The organism is Pseudomonas sp. TUM22785, from assembly GCF_028198105.1.
In the GTDB taxonomy this organism is placed as follows: Bacteria; Pseudomonadota; Gammaproteobacteria; order Pseudomonadales; family Pseudomonadaceae; genus Metapseudomonas; species Metapseudomonas solani.
In genome coordinates, this window is record NZ_CP116239.1 from 2645470 (window position 1) to 2663701 (window position 18232).

Here is an 18232-nt window from a genome sequence, read left to right on the forward strand (position 1 = left end):
GCCCGGCATCGAGCCGGGCTTTTTCATGGACGGACGATCAGGCCTGGGCCAGTTCGCGGTCCATGGCGTTGATGCAGTCGAGCATCTTCTGCCGGCATTCCTCGATGAGCATGGGCAGGTCGTCCAGGCTCAAGCCGGCGGTGGGGATGGCGGGCAGGGCGCGGATGATGACCTTGCCGCTGTTCCAGCGGTTCAGGCGCATCTGCTTGACGTAGTTGCTGACGCACACCGGGATGATCGGCACGCCGGCGGCGATGGCCATCTGGAAGGCGCCGCGCTTGAACTGCAGCAGCTCCTCGCCGAGGTTGCGGGTGCCTTCGGGGAAGACCCAGATGGAGGTGTCTTTGTTGCGCAGCGTCTCGGTGGTGGTGAGCATCGCTTCGCGGGCCTTGCGGGCGTTGCCACGGTCGATCAGCACGTTGCCGGCGAGCCAGTAGAGCTGGCCGAAGAAGGGCACCCACTTGAGGCTCTTCTTGCCGATGCTGACGGTGCGTGGCGGCACCACGCGGCCGAGCACGTAGAGGTCGTAGTTGGACTGGTGGTTGGCGACGATGACGCAGGCCTTGTCGTGCTCCAGCAGCTTCACCTCGGGCTTCACGTCCAGGCGCAGGATGCGCAGCGCCGGCAGGGAATAGAAGCGGGCGCAGAGGCGACTGTTATCCGGGTTGAACGGGCGGCAGATGCCGAGCAACAGACCGGCGATGCCGGCGACTATGAAGTGCACGCCCATGAGGATCATGCGCAGAAGGAAAAGCATCGATATCGCCCAGTCAGACAAAAGGCGCGCAGTGTACGGGTGTGCACTTTATTGGGCAATTGCTGCCGGTCAGGGGGTTGTAACCTTTTCTGTACCGCTGGCCGTGGCAGGGAGGAACTCCGGCGAGCTGTAGTGTTCGGCCAGTCGGTCGAGGGTGCCGTTGGCCTGTACCTGGGTCAGTGCCGCGTCGAAGCGCTGCATGAAGTCGGCCTTGTAGGGGTAGGCGACCGCATTGAGACGGGTGAAACCGAGGTGGCCGCGTTCGCTGGCCAGAACCGGGCCTTCCACCAGGCTGATGGCTTCCTCCTCGGTGATGCTGCCGTCTTCGCGCATCTGTTGCAGTTCCCAGAGGATCGACAGGCGATCGTTGATGTAGACGTCGATCCGCTGGCGCAGCAGCTTGAGCAGGTTGGTGCGGTTGTCGCGGGCGTAGGACTGGTCGATCTCGCCGGTCTCCACCATCTCGCGGTAGCGCTGGGAGTTGACCGTGACGAAGCCGCTGTTGAGGCCCACGCGCAGCCCGGCGTAGGCAGTGGGGAAGTCGTCGAAATTCCGGGTGCCGGCCAGCCCCGGGCGGATGAACACCGCCAGGCGCTCTTCCATGATCGGCCGCGAGTACTCCATCCACGGGCGTTCGTCCGGGCGGTAGTAGGGCGGGTAGAGGGCAAAGGCGTTGCCCTTGGCCACTTCCGCCAGGCCGCGCGGCCAAGGCACCGGGCGGATGGTGACGCGGTAGCCCGGCATCAGGGCGAAGACCCTGCGCAGGATATCGGTATAGAGCCCCTTGGCTTCGCCATTCTCCTCGTAGCTATAGGGCGGGTAGCCCGAGTCGCAGAGGATGGTGACCTCGACGGGCGTTGGTCCCTGGGCACGGCACAGGACCGTGGCGCAGAGCAGGGCCACCAGCAGAAACGCGCGCATGGCATGCCTCCGGCAAAGCGGCCGCGCTTCATGCGCGGCCTGCCCGGGTCAGATCTTGAAGCGGCTGAGCAACCTGTCCTGCTGGCCGACCTGTTCCACCATCACCGCGCACTGACGCACCTGCTGCTCGGCACCGCCGGCAACCTCGTGGCTGATGTCGCGGATGTTGGTGGTGTTGCGGTTGATCTCTTCGGTGGTGGCGCTCTGCTGCTCGGCGGCGGTGGCGATCTGCAGGTTCATGTCGTTGATGCGGTTGATGGCATCGCGGATGCGCCCGAGCATGTCGTTGGCCGCGCCGGCATCGTCGGCGGTCTTGCTGGCGGTGTCGCGGCTTTGCTGCATGCGCTGCTCGGCCTGGCGGACGCCGGTCTGCAGCTGGTCGATCATCTGGCGGATTTCCTGGGTCGACTGCTGGGTACGCGAGGCGAGGGAGCGCACCTCGTCGGCCACCACCGCGAAACCACGGCCGGACTCGCCGGCCCGCGCCGCTTCGATGGCGGCGTTGAGGGCGAGCAGGTTGGTCTGGTCGGCGATGCTGGTGATCACCGAAAGGATGGATTCGATGCTCTGGCTGAGCTTGGCCAGCTCGTTGATGGCCTGGCCGGTGTCGTCCATCTCGTTGGCGAGCTGCTTGATCGCCTCGGTGGAGCGGGAGACCACAGTGACGCCGTTCTCGGTCTCCTCGTTGGCGGCCAGCGCAGCCTGGGCGGCGGCCTGGGCGTTGCGCGCCACCTCCTCGGCGGTGGAGGCCATTTCCTGCATGGCGGTGGCCAGCTGGTCCAGCTCCATCAGTTGCACCTGCAGGCGGTTGGCGGCCTGGCCGGCTTCGTTGGAGGTGAGGTCGGTGCTGCCACGCACTTGCTGGGAGCTGCCCATCACGTCGCCGATCAGGGTCTGCAGGTTCTGCAGGAAGCTGTTGAATTCGCGGGCCACCAGGGAGATTTCGTCGTTGCCGGCGGCCGGCAGGCGCTTGGTCAGGTCGCCCTGGCCGCTGTTGATCTCGTGCAGCGAGTCACCCAGGGCATCCAGCGGGCGCAGTACGCTCTTCATCAGTACGCCCAGCAGCACCAGGCTGATGATCACGCCCAGCACGGTACCGACCACGGCGCGCCAGCTGAGGGCGTTGGCTTCGGCCATCACCTTGCCCTGGTCGAGCACGACGCCTATGTACCAGTCCATGCCCTTGAGGTTGGGCAGCGGGGTGAAGGACACCAGCAGTTGCTGGTCGCCGGTGTCGATTTCCTGCAGGTCCTTGTTCAGGGCCGGGCTCTTGCCGCCGAACAGTTCGCTGTAGGGCTTGCCGTTCAGTTTGGTGTCGGGGTGGGAAATGATGTTGCCGTTGCGGCTGAGCAGGAAGGCGTAGCCGGCCCCGTTGAAGTCCAGGGTGTTGACCGCGTCGGCCACGGTCTTCAGGCGGATGTCGCCGCCCATCACGCCGAGGAACTTGCCGGCATCGGTGATACGGGCAACGGCGGAGATGAGAATCTCGCCGGTGGTGGAGTCGACGTAGGGCTCGGTGAGCACGGCCTGGCTGCCGGCCTTGCCAGTGGCGTACCAGGGGCGCTGGCGGCCGTCCCAGTCGGGTTTGGGCTGCCAGGAGGGGTCGTTCTTGATTGGCTTGCCGTCGGCTTCGAGGGCGCCGAACACCAGGATGAATTCGTTCTTCAGCATCGTCGAATCGACGACGCGCTGGGTTTCCTCGGGGCTGTATTTGCTGTCGATGGTCTGGGACATGAGGTCCAGCAGGCGCAGCTTGGCGTTCAACCAGTTTTCGATCTGGCGGGCCAGGGCGTTGCTGGATTCGGAAATGCTGGATTCAGCTTGGGCGCGAAGGGTGCTACGGACCTGGCTGACCTGGGCCAGGGACAGGAGCGCGGTGGTGAGGAAGAGTACTGCAGCGGCGGCAAGGCTGACCTTGTGGGCAATCTTCATGCGGAGCTCCTGGCGAGTGAAATGCCTGATGCCTTCCGTCCGTGCCCGGCGTCATGGCTTAAAAGTAATACAGCTTTTCGAGCTTGTCCGAAGCAAAGTGCCATCACTTGTCGGAAATTTCTGCTGCTCGTCTGGGATGGGAGTCTAGGCGGCTACAGCGAGGCAGGAGGCGGAAATGAAAAAGCCCGGCACGGGGCCGGGCTTTCTACAGGGGACGGTGTGATCAGAGCGGGTGCTGCTTGTCCTGCTCGATGGCGGCGTCCAGGGTCTCCAGCAGCGCCTTGCGCACCTTGAGCTTGGTGTTCTTGTGGGCGGTGGAGTTGATCTTCTTCATCTGTTGGGCGACGGCCTGGGCGGTGGCCAGCAGTTCTTCGGCCGGCACCACCTTGTCTAGGAAGCCGGCTTCCTGGGCGCCCTTGGGGTCGAACATCTCGCCATTGACCACCGAGCGCTGGAATGCGGCCTTGGTCAGGCGGTCACGGGCCAGCTCGATGCCTACGTGGTGCATGGTCATGCCGATCAGCACCTCGTTCAGGCCGATGCTGAAGGGGCCCTCGACGCCGATGCGGTAGTCCGCCGACAGCAGCAGGAAGGCGCCCTTGGCCACGGCGTGGCCGGAGCAGGCAACGATGATGGGGAAGGGGTGGGCGAGCATGCGGCGCGCCAGGGTGGAACCGGCGGCGACCAGGTTCACGGCGTTCTGCGGGCCGGAGGTCATTACCTTGAGGTCGTAGCCGCCGGAGAGGATGCCCGGCTGGCCGGTGAGGATGACGATGGCGCGGTCCTGCTCGGCGCGGTCCAGCGCGGCATTGAAGGCGGCGATCACGTCCGGGGAAATGGCGTTCACCTTGCCGTTGGCAAGGGTCAGGGTGGCGACGCCGTCTTCGAATTGGTAGGAGATCAGCTCACTCATGGCAGGGGTCCTTGTTGTGGAATGGGGCAGACACTACTCAGGCGCAGGATTCAGGTAAAGCGCTTTGACTGACTGACAAGTCAGGCGGGCCGGGCGTTTCCTCCCTATAAGGCGTTCTCTATGGGGGTGATGGGCAGGGACAATTGGGCGGGGCCGCGGGAGGCCGGTAAGTTCGCCTCCATTGTCGAAAGGAGCTCCCATGGACCGATCCGCCCACAGCGCCAGCATCATCCTCGCCGTCGTTCTGCTGCTCGGCTCGTTGCTCGTGGCCAACAGCGCTACCCTGCAGAACCCCACCGGCGTGCTCCTGTTATTCGTCGCCGGGGTGTTCGTTTCCTTCGGCTTCATCTTCTTCGGCAGCCTCAAATTCGACGACTACCGCAACGGCCAGGACGGCGACTCGCCCCGTTCTCCATGAGCGCATGAAAATTCTCAAAAAAATGTTTGCATTCCGGAAAACACTCCACTAAATTAGCGCACCTCGACGGGGCTGACGCCTCGGAGAGATTCCGGTGAGGTGTCCGAGCGGTTGAAGGAGCACGCCTGGAAAGTGTGTATACGGGAAACCGTATCGTGGGTTCGAATCCCACCCTCACCGCCACTTTCCGTATACAGAAAACCCCTGATTCGAAAGAGTCAGGGGTTTTTTGTTTGCCCTTGAAATAGTGTCTACACACCCCGCATCCCCAGAAACCAAAACCCCTGATCTCCGGTGGAGCCAGGGGTTGCGCTTTTGAGGTATCCGGTCGTTACGTCTATTACGGCGGCCCGAACTCGATCTGCGCACAGCCGTGGGACAGCAGCATCTGCCCGTCGTCGGCCTCGAAGGCGGTGATGGTCTTCGACTTGTCGACCGTGATGGTGATGATGCAGCGGTTGGGGTGGTGGACGTTGTCCCAGTAGTTGGTGGTGACGATGACGTTGCCTTGCTGCTCCGACGAGGTGCCGACCACTTCGTTCTGGTAGTAGGACGTGTCGCTGTACCAACTGAGCACGACTTCACCGGTGCCGGTGGGGTTCATCTGGTCCGGTTTGCCGAAGAAGTTGATGGCTTCCTCGGCGGAGCGGCCCTTCCATTGGCTGGCGGCGTAGAGCTCGGGGAGCGTGTCCATCTGGATGCAGCCGCCCAGTGCGAGCGGCAGGCAGGCCAGGGCGAGTATCCGTAGCGCTTTCATTTGTCTGTCTCCTGGGGCCTGGCTGCCCGTCAGGGATTGGCGGGCTTGTTGCCCAGGAGGAGGTCGAGGTCGCGCAGGACGCCCTGGCTGCTGTTCTTCACGGCGTTGGGGCCGTGGTTCTCTTCATAGGCGCTTGGGCGGGTGATGCCCCACATCTTGGTGCGGGTGACGGTGGCGAGGACGTCGGCGGTGGTGTTGCCGAGGCGCATCATCGCGTTGGCTTCACGCCCGTCGGGTTTGCAGGCGAAGTCGTAGGAGCGGTCGATCCAGCTTTGCGGGACCGGGTTCCAGCCCTTGGGCGCCGGCAGGGTGGAGGCGGTGGCGGAGCGGTTGTAGGCGGTGACGGTGTTGACCTTCAGCAGGCGCTTGTTGCACTGGAACTGCAGGTCGTAGGCGACGAAGTCGGGGGCGTCGGCGGTTTCGAATATCTGCACCACGGTGACGGAGCGGGCGGGTTCTGCCTGGCCGGATTCCATCTTGAGTTCGGCGACGGAGGCGCCGTCGGCGTAGAAGAGGTCACGGTTGGGCTGGTCGCCGGTGCCGAAGATCACCCACCAGTCAGCAGCCATCGCCGACTGCTGGACCTGGATCAGCAGCAGTGCCAGCGATACGCCCAGTACGACTTTGTTCTTGATGTTCATGCGTGTCTTCCATGAAGGGCCGCTTGGCAACTGGAGAGCCCAGCCCCTTGCACGGCAAAGCGCGGACGTTAGCGAGCGCTCGTGGCGACTTGAATAGGGCGCATGAGCTAGTGGCGCGTTGCTGTCAGGCAGGTTGTGCGCCCTGTCGCAACCTGCCTGTGGCGCAGTGCCGGTTTTTTCGCGTGGGGTCACTGCTGTATGGGTTGCCGGTTGGTGACGCAACCCAGAAACTGCCATGCCTGCTTGGGCATGTTCGGTTTCAGTCATGGGCGCCGGTCGGTGCTTCACTCATGGGTACATCGGGAGCTGCATCGTGGTTTCAGGGACATGGCTGGCGGCGCTCGCCGCAGTGATGGTGTTGTCGGGGCTACCGGTGGTGGCCGGGGCGCAGATCTACAAATGGGTGGATGCCAACGGCAAGGTGCAGTTCGGCAACGTGCCCCCGCCGAGCGGGGCGGAGCAGATCAAGGGGGCGGCGGCGTCTCCGGCCGAGAAGGCGCCCGAAGCGGCTGCGAAGCAGACCACCGAAGCCGCGCCTGCGGAGCCTTCGGCCTTCAAGAGCGCCGATATCGTCGGGCGCTGGTACATGAAGAACGATGAAGAAACGCTGGACTGGACCTTCAAGGCCGACGGCAGCTTTGCCGGCGCCCTGGTCGACAGCATGGGAACCGGGCGCTCGGCCGGGACCTGGGAGCTGAAGGGCGACACGTTGCGGGTGGTGACCCGCAACACCTTCAAGGACGGCTTCTCGGGCAATGGGGAGCGCGAGGCTACGGAGCGTTCCGAGTACACCCTGCTCGGTGTCGAGGCGGGCAGCCTGAAGCTGTTGCCGGATCAGTCGCTGTTCAAGCGGCCGCCGTACACCTTCATCAAGCGCTGATCTTCGCGTGTATGAAAAAGCCCCCTGGAGTCGAGGACTCCAGGGGGCTTTTGCGTTTCAGGGCCTGCCGTCAGCTCAGCGCTTGAGCACGTAGGTTTCGCCCCAGATGGTTTCATCCTTCACCGGCTTGGCGTTGAGCTTCACCGGGCGGTACTGCAGGTTGGCCAGGGCCTTGCTCATCTTCATGTAGCCGTACTTGGAGGGATCGGTGGCGCCGCGGAACTCCTGCAGGCCGGTGGGGATGCGCACCATATAAAGAGCGGAGAGTTCGCACTCGAGCTTATCGTTGGCGGTGCGGCGGCAGTCCTTCTCCTCGAAACCGACGTTGGGCGCTTCGGGGTAGAAGCCGTCGACCACGATGGCCTCGCCAGGGGCGACATCGAAGGAGGCGAAGGCCTTCTTCAGTTCGCTGTGGGTTTCGACGCTCGCCACCTTGCGTGCGCTGACGCTGGAAACCCAGCCGGCGGCGGCGGTCTGGTTGGTGACATCGTAGGAGTTGTTGCCCCAGCTCACGCATTCGCCGCTGACCACGCGCACGGCGGCGCAGTAGCTCTGGTTCACCGTTTCCGTGCGGTACTGGGCATCCTGCCAGCGCTGGCCGCGGTCGAACTCGGTGAATTCCTTTTCCACCAGCGTCACCTGGCCCAGCGTCGAGGGTTTGATGTCCTGGTTGGTGCGCGGGTTGGGCGTGCTGGTGCGCGGCGAGTTGTAGAGGCTGCCGACCAGGTCGTAATGGCCGGGCTCGACGATGTAGATCTGGTAGAGGGTGCGACCGAACACGGTCTGGTAGTGGGAGCCGTGGGCGCCGATCTTCTCGGCCTGCATGTTGTTGCCCACGAACAGCTGCCTGTCGGGGTTGGTGCTATTGCGCCACACGGCGGTGGCGGTGCGCAGCTTCTCGAAGCGGACCGTGTCGTCATTGTTCTCGAAGTTGTATTGCTGGCTGTCGAGGTTGACGGTGGTAGTGACGACTATCGCCATGCCGCTGGCCATCGCTGCTTCGAACAGGTCGTCGGTGGCGGCGTGCAACAGGCGCGCCTGGGCTTCGACATCCTGCGTGTACTGGTTCTGCTGGTCGATCAGCGAGGGCCGGGCGACGCAACCGCTGAGCAGGGCCAGGCCGAGAAGGCTGAGGCAGGGGAGTCCTTTGTTCATGGGGCGTTCCTTCTGGATGCGGTCCTGGAAATTCCGCCTTGAAAGGGGCGGGGAATAGTCGGGGCAGCCGAGCATAGCGGCGGTGGCCGTTACGTTACGCCAACCAGCTCACGCTTGGGGGTGTACTAGTACATCGGAGCGAGTGGGCTAGAGCAGGCCGAACAGGCGCTGTTTCTGCCGTGCCAGTCGCGCTGTCGCCAGCTCCGAGTTCTCGGGGGCGTCGGGGTTGTACTTGACGCGGACGGGAGTGCCGTCGGGGAAATCCGCGATCTTGCGCTGGGCATCGGAATAGAAGGTCGACTCTTCCTGGGTGCGGCCCTTCTCCTGGTAGTGCTTGCCGTCGACTTCATAGGTGTAGGTAAAGCTGGGGTAGTAATAACTGACCAGGCGATTGTTTTCGTGATCGGTCCGCTTGCCGACGGTCGCCCCGCTGATGACACCTTGGGTTTCCGGCCAGGACTGCACCCTTATCAGGTGGAAGGTGCCGTAGCAGACGACGGCGACCAGGATGGCGCTGCCGAGGAGGTTGTTGATCTTCATGGGTCTCTTCCTTGAGAGGGAGCTGCAGAGGGGCGCTTTTACAGAGCGAGCATGTGTTGTGCAAGGTGCGTTCTGTCAGCGCTTCCCTCCCGGGTGAGTCCGTGCGAGTTGCTGTAATCCTTGTTCAGCGCGTGTTTCGATTCTTGCCAACTGGTTGGATTTTGCTTTGCCAGAGGGTACTCAAGTCGCCTGAAAGTACCGTGCTAGAGTGCTTTCGTCAGGATCAGACACGGATCCGGAGGGATCTTTACCACAAGGAGTGTTATTGATGAAAACCCGCATGATTGCGCGTCTAGCAATTATCTCTGCAGCTATGGGCGTCGCTGCCACGGCGACTGCTGCAACCAAGACCCAGTGCGAGAACATCTCGCGGCCTGCTGGGTATCTGACGGTCCAGGAAGCCATTCCCACCGGTGGCTGCCCGACCGGAAAGGCGATCAAGTATGAAACGCCATACTCGGGGATGATCATTCCGAAGCCCCAGGAACTGCACGGCTGGGAGCCTCCCTACGTAGTTACAAGCGTCACCAAGATCGGCACCATCCAGCAGTTCAAGATCGAACTGCTCAAGGATGGGATGGTGGGATGTGCTGCGCCGCCCATCAGGCCCTATAACTTCTTCACCAAGGACAACGGGACCGTTGCCGGCTGTTCAATCACTTCTTCGCCGGGGGTTTCGAACTCGGTCAAGTTCTTCCAGCACATGTTCGTGGAGCTGGCTCGCCCGGTGGGCAAGCCAGGAGAGCTGCGCGTGAACCTGAACACCAACTGGACGGCGCCTTCCCGCAACTACGCCATCAAGACCACGTCTTACCTGAACGGTGGGAACTCCACGGTCATGAAGACCGGGCTGACGACCACAGGGCAATTCCAGTTGAAGGATATTGCACCGAACTTCGTCAGCGACGCCAAGCAGGGGGCCAACTTCACCTTCGTGGTCGAGTTGTTCCAGGGCACTACGCCGATGGCGTCGTACTCCATCACTGCGACCGGCAAAGAGATGATCCAGAACTGATTCAGCGCCTGTAAAGAAAGCCTGGCCAAGTGCCGGGCTTTTTTGTCAGGTTGGCCCGGCAAGAAGCGCCCTGAGTGAGTGCCCGGGGCATCCATGGGCTGGCCAGGCAAGAAATGATGGCAAAGAGGCGCTAGGGGGAACCCCTAGGAAAGCATCGCTGTTACCAGTAGAGCGTTACGCGGGTGTCGCCTTTGGCGTCGCCGCTGACCTGGGTCACGGCCTGGTCGGCGAGGGTTTCGCTGTGACCGTTGGCGTGCTCGGTGCGCACCTGGTATTCACCGCCCTTGGAGCAGGATTGACGCGTCACGCTGTAGGAGCGGGAGCTGGCGTCATAGCCGCTGTCGACCGCGCAGGAACTGGAGATCGTCAAGCTGACGCCCATGTTTCCAACGGCTTGGCCGGCATTGCTGGTGGTGGAGAAAAAAGCACTGGTGATCATTAACGCTGCGAAGATGGAGCGCTTGAAGGCCGTACTCATTCCGACTGCTCGACGGTGAAGCTGACGGTGATCGGCCTTCCTGGTCGAGTCACAACTGACAGCTTGGATTGCTTTCCTTGGATTGATTGAACGCTGCGTTGCAGGGGGCGCTACGCCAGCAGGTTCGCCATGAACTTGGCGCCAAGTGTACGGTGATGGCTAGGTGATAGCTAGCTCATTTCTTAACCACTTGTCGGCAATCTCTTACACGGCTTAGGGGTGACCCCTAGATCCCCTACATACCTGGCACATGGCCGCAACTCCTGCGCGGCGTAGCGGGTCCAACGAAGGCGCGTGCTATAACCCTATGGTTTAAAGCCACAACGCCACGGAGACGGACACATGAGCGATACAAGCAAACTCGCCAAGCAGGAGCCCGCAGCCCTGCCCGAGTATGACCTGAGCAAGGCCAAGGATTTCGAGTGGACGGGCCGCAGCATGGACTGGTTCCTGCAGATGCTGGTGCGTCAGGCCAACGACCTGGGTGTAGAGGTCGGGATCACGCTGACCATCGGGGCGGGGATGATCAGCGGCACGCTCATTTCCGTGGAGACTTACTTCGCCGAGTTCGCCGACGAATACGCCAACTCCTGGCCCCAAGAGGGCAGGGAGGAGATCCGCGCCACCTTCGCCAACATCGGGGTGATGACCAAAACCACCGGCGACGACCCCAAGCTGCTGCCACCGCAGTACATCCACCTGAAGAACGTCAACGTCTATGCCGCCGGTGGCCTGACCTGCACCGGGCTGACGCTGTGGCGCGGCACCCTCGCTTCGGTGACCGGTTTCAACCTCGGCACCCTGAGCTGATCACTGCGCGGAAGTCGTACAGCAATAGAAAAGCCCCGGCATCGACCGGGGCTTCTTGCTTCTAATCCTCGTTGCTTTCAGTACTTGCGCCGCACCGCGACGTCGGTGATGCCCTTCTCGGCCGTCATGCGCAGGTAGTCGCCGTTGTCCCGCGGCTCCCCGGTAAAGGGGATGCCGTGTTTCTCCATCAGCAACCCGTAGATGTCGGCGCTGGACGGCTGGTAATCCACCTCGACCATCAAGGCGCGTGGGCTGCCGTTTTCCTTGTAGATGATCTCGTAGCGGTTGTGCCCGTTCATGTCTTCCTCCTTGCCGGGGGTGTTCTTGCCAATAGACGGGCAGGGCGGGAATTGGTTTTGCCGATTTTCCCGAACGGGATGCCGGCTGTGATTGCGCTTATCCATAAGCACTATCGAGACGACTGATTTCAAAGCCGCGCCAGGCCCCCATAAAGTGGCTCCCAACAGAGTTAAGGAGGTCGCCATGCCACATATCGACATCATGTCCCTGGTTGGAAGTGCAGTCCCCGAGGCGCTGCGAGCGCAAGGGCATCTCGCCTGCTGGTTCGTGGTGATCGACGGCCAGCGCAAATCCGGCCCCTACACCACCCAGGACATGGCCAGCGCCAGCAAGGCCATCTGGGAGTTGGAGATGGCGAAAATGGCCAAGCGCCACAAGGGTTTCCTGGCCATGGCCGCCTGAGGTTTCTTGCGCCTGCTCCGGCGCATTTTGGCAGCGTGGGGCTGCCCGTTTATTCCTGGTGCCCATCCCGCACCCCCCTTTGGCCCGCCACTTGGCGGGCCTTGTTTTTTCCGCCCGGGCCGGCTGCAGGTAAACTGCCGGCTTTTATCGCGGAAGCCCCCATGTGAACTGGGATATTTTCTGTAGCGTCGTCGACAACTACGGCGACATCGGCGTGACCTGGCGCCTGGCACGGCAGCTGGCCGCCGAGCATGGCTTGCAGGTGCGCCTGTGGGTGGACGAGCCGGCCGCCTTCGCGCGCCTGTGCCCGGATGCCGACGCGGCGGCCGACTGCCAGCTGCGCCAGGGCGTAGAGGTGCGTCGCTGGGCGACCGAGTGGCAGCCGGTGGAGCCTGCGGATGCAGTGATCGAGGCGTTCGCCTGCCAATTGCCCGCCACCTACATAGATGCCATGGCCGCACGCGACAGGGCGCCGCTCTGGTTGAACCTGGAATACCTCAGTGCCGAAGACTGGGTCGGCAGCTTTCACGGCCTGCCATCCCCGCAGCCCGGTGGGTTGCAGAAGTTCTTCTTCTTCCCCGGCTTCAGCGAAGGCACCGGCGGCCTGCTGCGCGAGCGCGGGCTGATCGAACGACGCAACGCACTGCGCAGTGATGCCGCCGGCCAGGCTGACTTCCTGCGAACGCTTGGCGTGGAGCGGGTTGCCGGTGCCCGGTTGATCTCCCTGTTCGCCTACGAGAACGCGGCGCTGCCCGGTTGGCTCGACGCGCTGGCCGGGGAGTCCCGGCCAACCCAGCTGCTGGTGCCGGAAGGCCGTGTACTGGGCGATGTGGCGCGCTGGCTCGGTGTCGATTCACTGGCCGTCGGCGCCAAGGGCCAGCGCGGCAACCTGTCCGTGCAGGTGCTGCCCTTCATGCCCCAGGACGATTACGACCGCCTGCTCTGGTGCTGCGACTTCAACGCCGTGCGTGGGGAGGATTCCTTCGTGCGCGCCCAATGGGCCGGCCGGCCGTTGCTCTGGCACATCTACCAGCAGGAAGAGGGCGTCCACCTGGAAAAGCTCGAGGCCTTCCTCGCGCTCTATGTCGCCGGCCTGGACGATGCCCCGGCGCAGGCGTTGCTGGCGGCTTGGCGCGCCTGGAACCAGAGCGGCGACATGGGCGCCGCCTGGCTGGCGCTGCAGCCGTTCGAGGCCCAACTGCAGGTTCACGCCGAGCAATGGTGCGGCTTGCAGGCGGGGCGGCGGGATCTGGCTGCGGGGCTGGTGCATTTTTATACAAATTGGATATGATACGCGGCCTGTTTTTTGTCACTCATCCAAATCGGATATTCGTATGAAAACCGCTCAAGAGTTCCGCGCTGGCCAGGTTGCCAACATCAATGGCTCCCCCTGGGTCATCCTGAAAGCCGAGTTCAACAAGTCCGGCCGTAACAGCGCAGTCGTCAAGATGAAGCTGAAGAACCTGCTCAACGGTTCCGCCACCGAGACCGTGTACAAGGCCGACGACAAGCTGGAACCGGTAATCCTGGATCGCAAGGAAGTTACCTACTCCTACTTCGCCGATCCGCTGTACGTGTTCATGGACAGCGAATTCAACCAGTACGAGATCGAGAAAGACGATCTGGAAGCCGTACTGACCTTCATCGAAGACGGCATGACCGACGTCTGCGAAGCCATCTTCTTCAACGAGAAAGTCATTTCCGTTGAACTGCCGACCACCATCGTTCGCCAGATCGCTTACACCGAGCCGTCCGTGCGTGGCGATACCTCCGGCAAAGTGATGAAGACCGCTCGCCTGAACAACGGTGCCGAGCTGCAGGTTTCCGCATTCTGCGAAATCGGCGACTCCATCGAGATCGATACCCGCACCGGCGAGTACAAATCCCGCGTCAAGGCCTAAGCCTTTCGCGAGATGTGAAAAGCCCGGCCTAGGCCGGGCTTTTTGTTGCCTGCGATTCAACCGTCGCGGTTATTGCAGGTGCTTCTTCAGCTCGGCGCCGGCCTGGAGCATGGCCGAGCGCACCGCCGGAACCTGGTTGACCACGTTGAGCAGACCGTAGTCGTGGATCATGCCGTTGTAGCGCACGGCGGTGACTTCGACGCCGGCGGCATCCAGCTTGCGGGCGTAGGCTTCGCCTTCATCACGCAGCACGTCGAACTCGGCGGTCTGGATCAGGGTCGGCGGCAGGCCCTTGAGCTGCTCGGTGGTGGCTCGCAGCGGCGAGGCGTGGATCTCGGCACGCTGCTTCGGGTCGGTGGTGTAGCTGTTCCAGAACCACTGCATCATCGGCTTGGTGAGGAAGTGCCCCTGGGCGAACTGGTTGTACGAGTCGGTCTCGAAGTTGGCGTCGGTCACCGGCCACAGCAGCACCTGGGCGCGCAGTTTCGGGGTGCCCTGTTCCTTAGCCATCAGCGCCACCACTGCCGCCATGTTGCCGCCGACGCTGTTGCCGGCCACTGCCAGGCGCGAGCTGTCGACGCCTATGTCCTTGCCGTGCTCGGCCACCCATTTAGTCGCCGCGTAGGCCTGGTTGATGGCGGTGGGGTACTTGGCTTCGGGCGAGGGGGTGTAGTTCACGTACACGGCCACCGCACCGGAGTTCACCACCAGGTCATGGATCAGGCGCTCGTGGGTGGGGTAGTCGCCCAGCACCCAGCCGCCGCCGTGGAAGAACATGAACACCGGCAGGTCACCCTTGGCGCCTTCGGGGCGGACGATGGTCAGCTCCAGGGGCTGGCCCTTGATGCTGATGGTCTTGTTCTCGACGCGGGTGCCGGAGAGGTCGACCTTGACCCCGGCCTGGGCACCCACCAGCACGGCGCGGGCATCTTTCGGCGCGAGGGTTTCCAGCGGTTTGCCGTTGCCGGCTTCGAGGGCTTCGAGGAAGGCCTGGGTGTTGTGTTCGACGCCGGGGCTGCCGGCGGCGAAGGCGCTGCCGATGGACAGGGCGAGGAGGCTACCGGTGAGGAGGGTGGCGATGCGCTGAGTGTTCATGGTGATTCTCCGCTGAATTCGTTTGGTTTCGTAAAATATTGCGCGCTAACTAAGTGCGTGAAGCGAACGTTATCGATCATTTAGTTTGCGCGCAAGGTATTTATTCAGAAGAAAAACGAATAGCGCTCAGCCAGATGGGAATAAGGCCGTCACACGGCCTTCTGCAAGCTCCTGCGCAGGCTCACCAGTTCGTCCTTCAGTTGGCCGAGGCCGGCGATGTCCATCTCGCTGGCGGCGAGGATGCAGGCGGGCACGCGCTGGGCCTGTTTGTGCATGGCGCGGCCTTTCTCGGTGAGGTGCAGCTCCACCACGCGCTCGTCGGCGCTGCTGCGGGTGCGGGTGATCAGGCCTTCGGCTTCCAGGCGCTTGAGCAGGGGCGTGAGGGAGCCCGGGTCGGTCAACAGGCGGGCACTGATATCGCCCACGGTGATGCCGTCGCCTTCCCAGAGCACCATCATCGCCAGGTACTGCGGGTAGGTCAGGCCCAGTTCCTGGAGCAGCGGCTTGTACACCTTGGTCATCAGCAGGGATGTGGAGTAGAGGGCGAAGCACAGTTGGTTATCGAGCAGCAGATCGTCGCAACGTTCCAGCGGGGTATTCATGGCGGCCTCCTGGGGGCGGGAATGGACGTAATTTAGCGCACAAGCCTTTCGTGAGCAAAATTTGACCGGTTCTCATTCCGGCGCACTGGGACTTGCGCCGCCGTGCGCAGCAGCCAGAATTGCCGGCTAGACCCCTGCAAGGAGAGCTGTAAATGACCGATGCCCAGAACCCCTACCAATCGCCCCAGGCGGAGCTGACCCACGAAGCCACCGGCCTGCCGCTGGCCGCCCGCGGCTCGCGCTTCGGCGCCGCGCTGATCGACGGGCTGATCCTGTTGTGCGTCACCATCCCCATCAGCTACCTGCTGGGTGTCTACGATGGGCTCATGGAGGGCGTGCAGCCCGGCTTCGGCCAGCAGGCGCTGGGTTCGCTGGTGGGTATCGTGGTGTTCCTGGCGATCAACGGGCACTTCCTGAAGAACTACGGCCAGACCGTCGGCAAGCGCGTGCTCAAGCTCGCCATCGTCGACCTGCAGGGCAACAAGCCCGAGTGGATCACGATGTACCTCAAGCGCTACCTGCTCTGGGGCCTGGTCGCCTACATCCCGATCATCGGCGGCCTGATATTGCTGGCGAACTACCTGTTCATCTTCCGCGCGGATCGCCGTTGCCTGCACGACCTGACCGCCAGCACCCGCGTGGTGCAACTGCCCAACTGATGGCGCGGCCGCCCGGGCTTTGATCCGGGCGGTTATTCTGTGGTGATGGGTTTCGCTGCGCTCTACGCCATCCTACGTTGCGGCGCTTGCCCGCTCTGCCCTGGATCGGTAGGAGCGGGCTCTGCTCGCGAAGCGTTTCGCCGGCGTTGCCGCACCGTACCCTCAAGACTGCCCCAGCCCGCTCAGGGCCAGGTCCCAGGGCGGTACGGGGCCGAAGCGGTTCTTGAGAAACTCCAGCAACAGCCGGCTCCGCGAGCTGGCTTCGCCCTCCAGGCGCAGGGCGTAGATCCCGCTCGGTTCCGGAGCGGGCAAGCCGTTTTCGCAGAGCAGCGGCACCAGTTCCCCGCGCAGCAGGTAGTCGCTGATCAGCCAGGTCGGCAGGTGGGCGACGCCCAGGCCGGCGACGGCGCTGAACAGCAGGGTTTCGGCGTTGTTCGCGGTCATGCGCATGCGCCGGGGGCGGATCACCTGGGCGCGGCCCTCCACCTCGAAGCGCCAGGCATAGGGCGGTGCGAGGGCATCCCAGTCGAGGCCGTCGTGCTCGGTCAGCTCGCGGGCGTCGCTCGGTACGCCGCGTCGGCGCAGGTAATCGGGGCTGGCGCAGAGCACGCGCACCAGGGGCGATAGCGGCGTCGCCACCAGGCGGGTGTCGGCCAGCGGGCCGATGCGCAGCACCAGGTCCACCTCGCCCAGGTGGGCGCCGTGCATGTCGATGAAGCTGTCGATCAGCCGCAACTGAACGTCCAGGCCTGGATAGGTGACGAGGAATTCGGCGATGGCCGGCGCCAGGTGGCGACGGCCGAACGGGGCGGGCGCATCGATGCGGATCAACCCCTCCGGCGCGCTGCTCAGGGACACGGCCTCGGCACGTGCCAGGCGCAGTTCGGCGAGTATCCGTTTTGCCCGCTCGGCAAAGGCCAGGCCTGCCGGGGTGGCGCGCACCGCGTGGGTGCTGCGGGTGAAGAGGGCGCTGCCGAGGCCGCGCTCCAGGGCGTCGATGCGCCGGGCCACGGCCGAAGGTGTCAGCGGGTGGCGCCGGGCGGCGGCGGAGAAGCTGCCCGCTTCCAGTACATCGAGAAAGAGGGCCAGTTGGTCGGTCAGTGCATCGGGGTTCATGAGGGTGCCTATGCGGATTTCGCAAAGCCATTGTGCGCTGCTGTGCGTTTCCGTGGTAGCCGCCGCTGCGTAGCATGCGCGTCATCGGAACGGAGGCGTTATGGACCTGCTGGCAATTGCGTTGAATGTGGTGCTCGGTGCGGCTCTTGGCACCTTGGGTGGGTTGTTCGGCATCGGTGGCGGGCTGATCGCCATTCCCGCCCTGGGGGTGTTCTTCGGCCTGGACCAGCAACTGGCCCAGGGCACCGCGCTGGTGATGGTGGTGCCCAACGTGCTGCTGGCGCTATGGCGCTACCACCAGCGCAACCGCATCGACCCGCGCTACGCGTTGCTGCTGGCGGTGACCAGCTTCGGCTGTGCCTGGCTGGCCTCGCTGTTCGCGGTGCGCATCGAGGCGGAGAACATGCGCCTGGCCTTCGTCGCCTTCCTGCTGGTGCTGGCGGCCTACAACTTTGCGCGGATGTTCATGGCCAAGGCCGCCACCAGTGCCGAGTTGCGCCACCCCTGGCCCTGGTTGGGCGCGCTCGGCGGTTTCGCCGGTGCCATGGGCGGCCTGTTCGGCGTGGGCGGTGCAGTGGTCGCCACGCCGGTGCTGACCAGCGTCTTCGGCACCACCCAGGTGGTTGCCCAGGGGCTGTCGCTGTCCCTCGCCGCGCCCAGCACGGCGGTGACCCTCGCCACCTACGGCTTTAACCACCACGTCGACTGGGCGATGGGCATCCCGTTGGCTGTCGGCGGCCTGCTCAGCATCAGCTGGGGCGTGCGCCTGGCCCACGCCCTGCCGGAACGGGTGCTGCGCACGGCATTCTGCGTGTTCCTGCTGGTGTGTGCGGTGATGCTGGCGTTCGAGTGATCGACCTCGAAGCGGGCGCTGTGCGTGACGTGGGCAGGACGGGCGTTACGCAAGCGCAGAATGCCCGCCGATGGTCCGCTACCGGAG

The 18232-nt window shown here is 63.7% G+C and carries 22 protein-coding genes, 1 tRNA gene and 1 pseudogene; 10 read left to right on the forward strand and 14 right to left on the reverse strand.

The window, feature by feature from the left end; genetic code table 11:
- Positions 1-37: 37 nt before the first annotated feature.
- The 5 genes and pseudogenes from PI990_RS12245 to PI990_RS12260 form a co-directional block, all read right to left on the reverse strand.
- A complete protein-coding gene (locus tag PI990_RS12245) occupies positions 38-757 on the reverse strand; it encodes a 1-acylglycerol-3-phosphate O-acyltransferase (RefSeq protein WP_031286795.1) in 720 nt (239 codons plus the stop codon).
- 69 nt (positions 758-826) lie between these two features.
- A complete protein-coding gene (locus tag PI990_RS12250) occupies positions 827-1678 on the reverse strand; it encodes a substrate-binding periplasmic protein (protein ID WP_184489410.1) in 852 nt (283 codons plus the stop codon).
- A 48-nt stretch (positions 1679-1726) separates the two neighbouring features.
- Positions 1727-2554 (reverse strand): methyl-accepting chemotaxis protein, encoded by an 828-nt coding sequence (locus PI990_RS31560; protein ID WP_371877147.1) that lies wholly within the window; start codon positions 2552-2554, stop codon positions 1727-1729.
- A gap of 78 nt (positions 2555-2632) precedes the next feature.
- Positions 2633-3610 (reverse strand): annotated as a pseudogene (locus PI990_RS31565) (cache domain-containing protein); the annotation flags it as partial.
- A 223-nt stretch (positions 3611-3833) separates the two neighbouring features.
- Positions 3834-4523, reverse strand: a complete 690-nt coding sequence (locus PI990_RS12260) for a crotonase/enoyl-CoA hydratase family protein (RefSeq protein WP_184489409.1) — start codon at positions 4521-4523, stop codon at positions 3834-3836.
- 199 nt (positions 4524-4722) lie between these two features.
- Here PI990_RS12260 and PI990_RS12265 point away from each other — a divergent pair, with 199 nt between their 5' ends.
- Together PI990_RS12265 and PI990_RS12270 are read left to right on the forward strand one after the other, a co-directional pair.
- On the forward strand, positions 4723-4941 hold the full coding sequence (locus tag PI990_RS12265) for a hypothetical protein (RefSeq protein ID WP_271660761.1): 219 nt from the start codon (positions 4723-4725) through the stop codon (positions 4939-4941).
- 93 nt (positions 4942-5034) lie between these two features.
- Positions 5035-5124, forward strand: a tRNA-Ser gene (locus PI990_RS12270).
- A gap of 157 nt (positions 5125-5281) precedes the next feature.
- Here the strand turns inward: PI990_RS12270 and PI990_RS12275 are convergent.
- Complete coding sequence (locus tag PI990_RS12275) at positions 5282-5698, reverse strand: hypothetical protein (protein ID WP_021216708.1); 417 nt, start codon at positions 5696-5698, stop codon at positions 5282-5284.
- Positions 5699-5727: 29 nt separating this feature from the next.
- On the reverse strand, positions 5728-6339 hold the full coding sequence (locus PI990_RS12280) for a hypothetical protein (RefSeq protein ID WP_021216707.1): 612 nt from the start codon (positions 6337-6339) through the stop codon (positions 5728-5730).
- A 313-nt stretch (positions 6340-6652) separates the two neighbouring features.
- Between PI990_RS12280 and PI990_RS12285 the strand changes: the two genes are divergently transcribed.
- Positions 6653-7219, forward strand: a complete 567-nt coding sequence (locus PI990_RS12285) for a DUF4124 domain-containing protein (protein WP_271660762.1) — start codon at positions 6653-6655, stop codon at positions 7217-7219.
- 75 nt (positions 7220-7294) lie between these two features.
- On the opposite strand, the gene PI990_RS12290 is transcribed toward PI990_RS12285, so the two are convergent.
- Both PI990_RS12290 and PI990_RS12295 read right to left on the reverse strand, forming a co-directional pair.
- Positions 7295-8374 carry a hypothetical protein gene (locus tag PI990_RS12290; protein ID WP_271660763.1) on the reverse strand — a complete coding sequence of 360 codons (1080 nt, stop codon included), beginning with the start codon at positions 8372-8374 and terminating at the stop codon, positions 7295-7297.
- A gap of 147 nt (positions 8375-8521) precedes the next feature.
- On the reverse strand, positions 8522-8914 hold the full coding sequence (locus PI990_RS12295; RefSeq protein ID WP_271660764.1) for a DUF3592 domain-containing protein: 393 nt from the start codon (positions 8912-8914) through the stop codon (positions 8522-8524).
- Positions 8915-9182: 268 nt separating this feature from the next.
- Here PI990_RS12295 and PI990_RS12300 point away from each other — a divergent pair, with 268 nt between their 5' ends.
- A complete protein-coding gene (locus tag PI990_RS12300) occupies positions 9183-9929 on the forward strand; it encodes a hypothetical protein (RefSeq protein WP_271660765.1) in 747 nt (248 codons plus the stop codon).
- A 160-nt stretch (positions 9930-10089) separates the two neighbouring features.
- Here the strand turns inward: PI990_RS12300 and PI990_RS12305 are convergent, their stop codons facing one another.
- Positions 10090-10407, reverse strand: a complete 318-nt coding sequence (locus tag PI990_RS12305; RefSeq protein WP_148304242.1) for a hypothetical protein — start codon at positions 10405-10407, stop codon at positions 10090-10092.
- A gap of 342 nt (positions 10408-10749) precedes the next feature.
- Here PI990_RS12305 and PI990_RS12310 point away from each other — a divergent pair, with 342 nt between their 5' ends.
- The gene (locus PI990_RS12310) at positions 10750-11217 is read left to right on the forward strand and encodes a gas vesicle protein (RefSeq protein ID WP_184489405.1); all 468 of its coding nucleotides are present in this window, start codon (positions 10750-10752) and stop codon (positions 11215-11217) included.
- Positions 11218-11294: 77 nt separating this feature from the next.
- Here the strand turns inward: PI990_RS12310 and PI990_RS12315 are convergent, their stop codons facing one another.
- Positions 11295-11516, reverse strand: a complete 222-nt coding sequence (locus PI990_RS12315; RefSeq protein ID WP_021216702.1) for a hypothetical protein — start codon at positions 11514-11516, stop codon at positions 11295-11297.
- 184 nt (positions 11517-11700) lie between these two features.
- On the opposite strand from PI990_RS12315, the gene PI990_RS12320 reads away from it, so the two are divergent.
- The 3 genes from PI990_RS12320 (at position 11701) to efp (ending at position 13820) form a co-directional block, all read left to right on the forward strand.
- Positions 11701-11919: a hypothetical protein gene (locus PI990_RS12320; protein ID WP_021216701.1), complete on the forward strand. Its 219-nt coding sequence runs from the start codon at positions 11701-11703 to the stop codon at positions 11917-11919.
- 163 nt (positions 11920-12082) lie between these two features.
- Positions 12083-13210 (forward strand): elongation factor P maturation arginine rhamnosyltransferase EarP, encoded by a 1128-nt coding sequence (gene earP / locus PI990_RS12325; protein ID WP_271660766.1) that lies wholly within the window; start codon positions 12083-12085, stop codon positions 13208-13210.
- A gap of 43 nt (positions 13211-13253) precedes the next feature.
- Positions 13254-13820, forward strand: a complete 567-nt coding sequence (efp, locus tag PI990_RS12330; protein ID WP_021216699.1) for an elongation factor P — start codon at positions 13254-13256, stop codon at positions 13818-13820.
- 69 nt (positions 13821-13889) lie between these two features.
- Here the strand turns inward: efp and PI990_RS12335 are convergent, their stop codons facing one another.
- Both PI990_RS12335 and PI990_RS12340 read right to left on the reverse strand, forming a co-directional pair.
- Positions 13890-14915: an alpha/beta hydrolase gene (locus PI990_RS12335; protein ID WP_271660767.1), complete on the reverse strand. Its 1026-nt coding sequence runs from the start codon at positions 14913-14915 to the stop codon at positions 13890-13892.
- Positions 14916-15064: 149 nt separating this feature from the next.
- On the reverse strand, positions 15065-15517 hold the full coding sequence (locus PI990_RS12340) for a MarR family winged helix-turn-helix transcriptional regulator (protein WP_271660768.1): 453 nt from the start codon (positions 15515-15517) through the stop codon (positions 15065-15067).
- A 152-nt stretch (positions 15518-15669) separates the two neighbouring features.
- Between PI990_RS12340 and PI990_RS12345 the strand changes: the two genes are divergently transcribed.
- Positions 15670-16176: an RDD family protein gene (locus PI990_RS12345; RefSeq protein WP_021216696.1), complete on the forward strand. Its 507-nt coding sequence runs from the start codon at positions 15670-15672 to the stop codon at positions 16174-16176.
- Between the two features lie 162 nt (positions 16177-16338).
- Here the strand turns inward: PI990_RS12345 and PI990_RS12350 are convergent, their stop codons facing one another.
- A complete protein-coding gene (locus PI990_RS12350) occupies positions 16339-17292 on the reverse strand; it encodes a LysR family transcriptional regulator (RefSeq protein WP_021216695.1) in 954 nt (317 codons plus the stop codon).
- Between the two features lie 100 nt (positions 17293-17392).
- Between PI990_RS12350 and PI990_RS12355 the strand changes: the two genes are divergently transcribed.
- Entirely contained in the window at positions 17393-18145 is a 753-nt protein-coding gene (locus PI990_RS12355; RefSeq protein ID WP_271660769.1) for a sulfite exporter TauE/SafE family protein, read from the forward strand.
- Positions 18146-18232 lie beyond the last annotated feature (87 nt).

What these genes read in the sequence shown, in the direction of transcription:
- PI990_RS12245 (WP_031286795.1), bottom strand. Translation starts at nt 757, where the DNA reads ATGCTTTTCCTTCTGCGCATGATCCTCATGGGCGTGCACTTCATAGTC.
- PI990_RS12250 (WP_184489410.1), bottom strand. Translation starts at nt 1,678, where the DNA reads ATGCGCGCGTTTCTGCTGGTGGCCCTGCTCTGCGCCACGGTCCTGTGC.
- PI990_RS31560 (WP_371877147.1), bottom strand. Translation starts at nt 2,554, where the DNA reads ATGGGCAGCTCCCAGCAAGTGCGTGGCAGCACCGACCTCACCTCCAAC.
- PI990_RS12260 (WP_184489409.1), bottom strand. Translation starts at nt 4,523, where the DNA reads ATGAGTGAGCTGATCTCCTACCAATTCGAAGACGGCGTCGCCACCCTG.
- PI990_RS12265 (WP_271660761.1), top strand. Translation starts at nt 4,723, where the DNA reads ATGGACCGATCCGCCCACAGCGCCAGCATCATCCTCGCCGTCGTTCTG.
- PI990_RS12275 (WP_021216708.1), bottom strand. Translation starts at nt 5,698, where the DNA reads ATGAAAGCGCTACGGATACTCGCCCTGGCCTGCCTGCCGCTCGCACTG.
- PI990_RS12280 (WP_021216707.1), bottom strand. Translation starts at nt 6,339, where the DNA reads ATGAACATCAAGAACAAAGTCGTACTGGGCGTATCGCTGGCACTGCTG.
- PI990_RS12290 (WP_271660763.1), bottom strand. Translation starts at nt 8,374, where the DNA reads ATGAACAAAGGACTCCCCTGCCTCAGCCTTCTCGGCCTGGCCCTGCTC.
- PI990_RS12295 (WP_271660764.1), bottom strand. Translation starts at nt 8,914, where the DNA reads ATGAAGATCAACAACCTCCTCGGCAGCGCCATCCTGGTCGCCGTCGTC.
- PI990_RS12300 (WP_271660765.1), top strand. Translation starts at nt 9,183, where the DNA reads ATGAAAACCCGCATGATTGCGCGTCTAGCAATTATCTCTGCAGCTATG.
- PI990_RS12305 (WP_148304242.1), bottom strand. Translation starts at nt 10,407, where the DNA reads ATGAGTACGGCCTTCAAGCGCTCCATCTTCGCAGCGTTAATGATCACC.
- PI990_RS12310 (WP_184489405.1), top strand. Translation starts at nt 10,750, where the DNA reads ATGAGCGATACAAGCAAACTCGCCAAGCAGGAGCCCGCAGCCCTGCCC.
- PI990_RS12315 (WP_021216702.1), bottom strand. Translation starts at nt 11,516, where the DNA reads ATGAACGGGCACAACCGCTACGAGATCATCTACAAGGAAAACGGCAGC.
- PI990_RS12320 (WP_021216701.1), top strand. Translation starts at nt 11,701, where the DNA reads ATGCCACATATCGACATCATGTCCCTGGTTGGAAGTGCAGTCCCCGAG.
- efp (WP_021216699.1), top strand. Translation starts at nt 13,254, where the DNA reads ATGAAAACCGCTCAAGAGTTCCGCGCTGGCCAGGTTGCCAACATCAAT.
- PI990_RS12335 (WP_271660767.1), bottom strand. Translation starts at nt 14,915, where the DNA reads ATGAACACTCAGCGCATCGCCACCCTCCTCACCGGTAGCCTCCTCGCC.
- PI990_RS12340 (WP_271660768.1), bottom strand. Translation starts at nt 15,517, where the DNA reads ATGAATACCCCGCTGGAACGTTGCGACGATCTGCTGCTCGATAACCAA.
- PI990_RS12345 (WP_021216696.1), top strand. Translation starts at nt 15,670, where the DNA reads ATGACCGATGCCCAGAACCCCTACCAATCGCCCCAGGCGGAGCTGACC.
- PI990_RS12350 (WP_021216695.1), bottom strand. Translation starts at nt 17,292, where the DNA reads ATGAACCCCGATGCACTGACCGACCAACTGGCCCTCTTTCTCGATGTA.
- PI990_RS12355 (WP_271660769.1), top strand. Translation starts at nt 17,393, where the DNA reads ATGGACCTGCTGGCAATTGCGTTGAATGTGGTGCTCGGTGCGGCTCTT.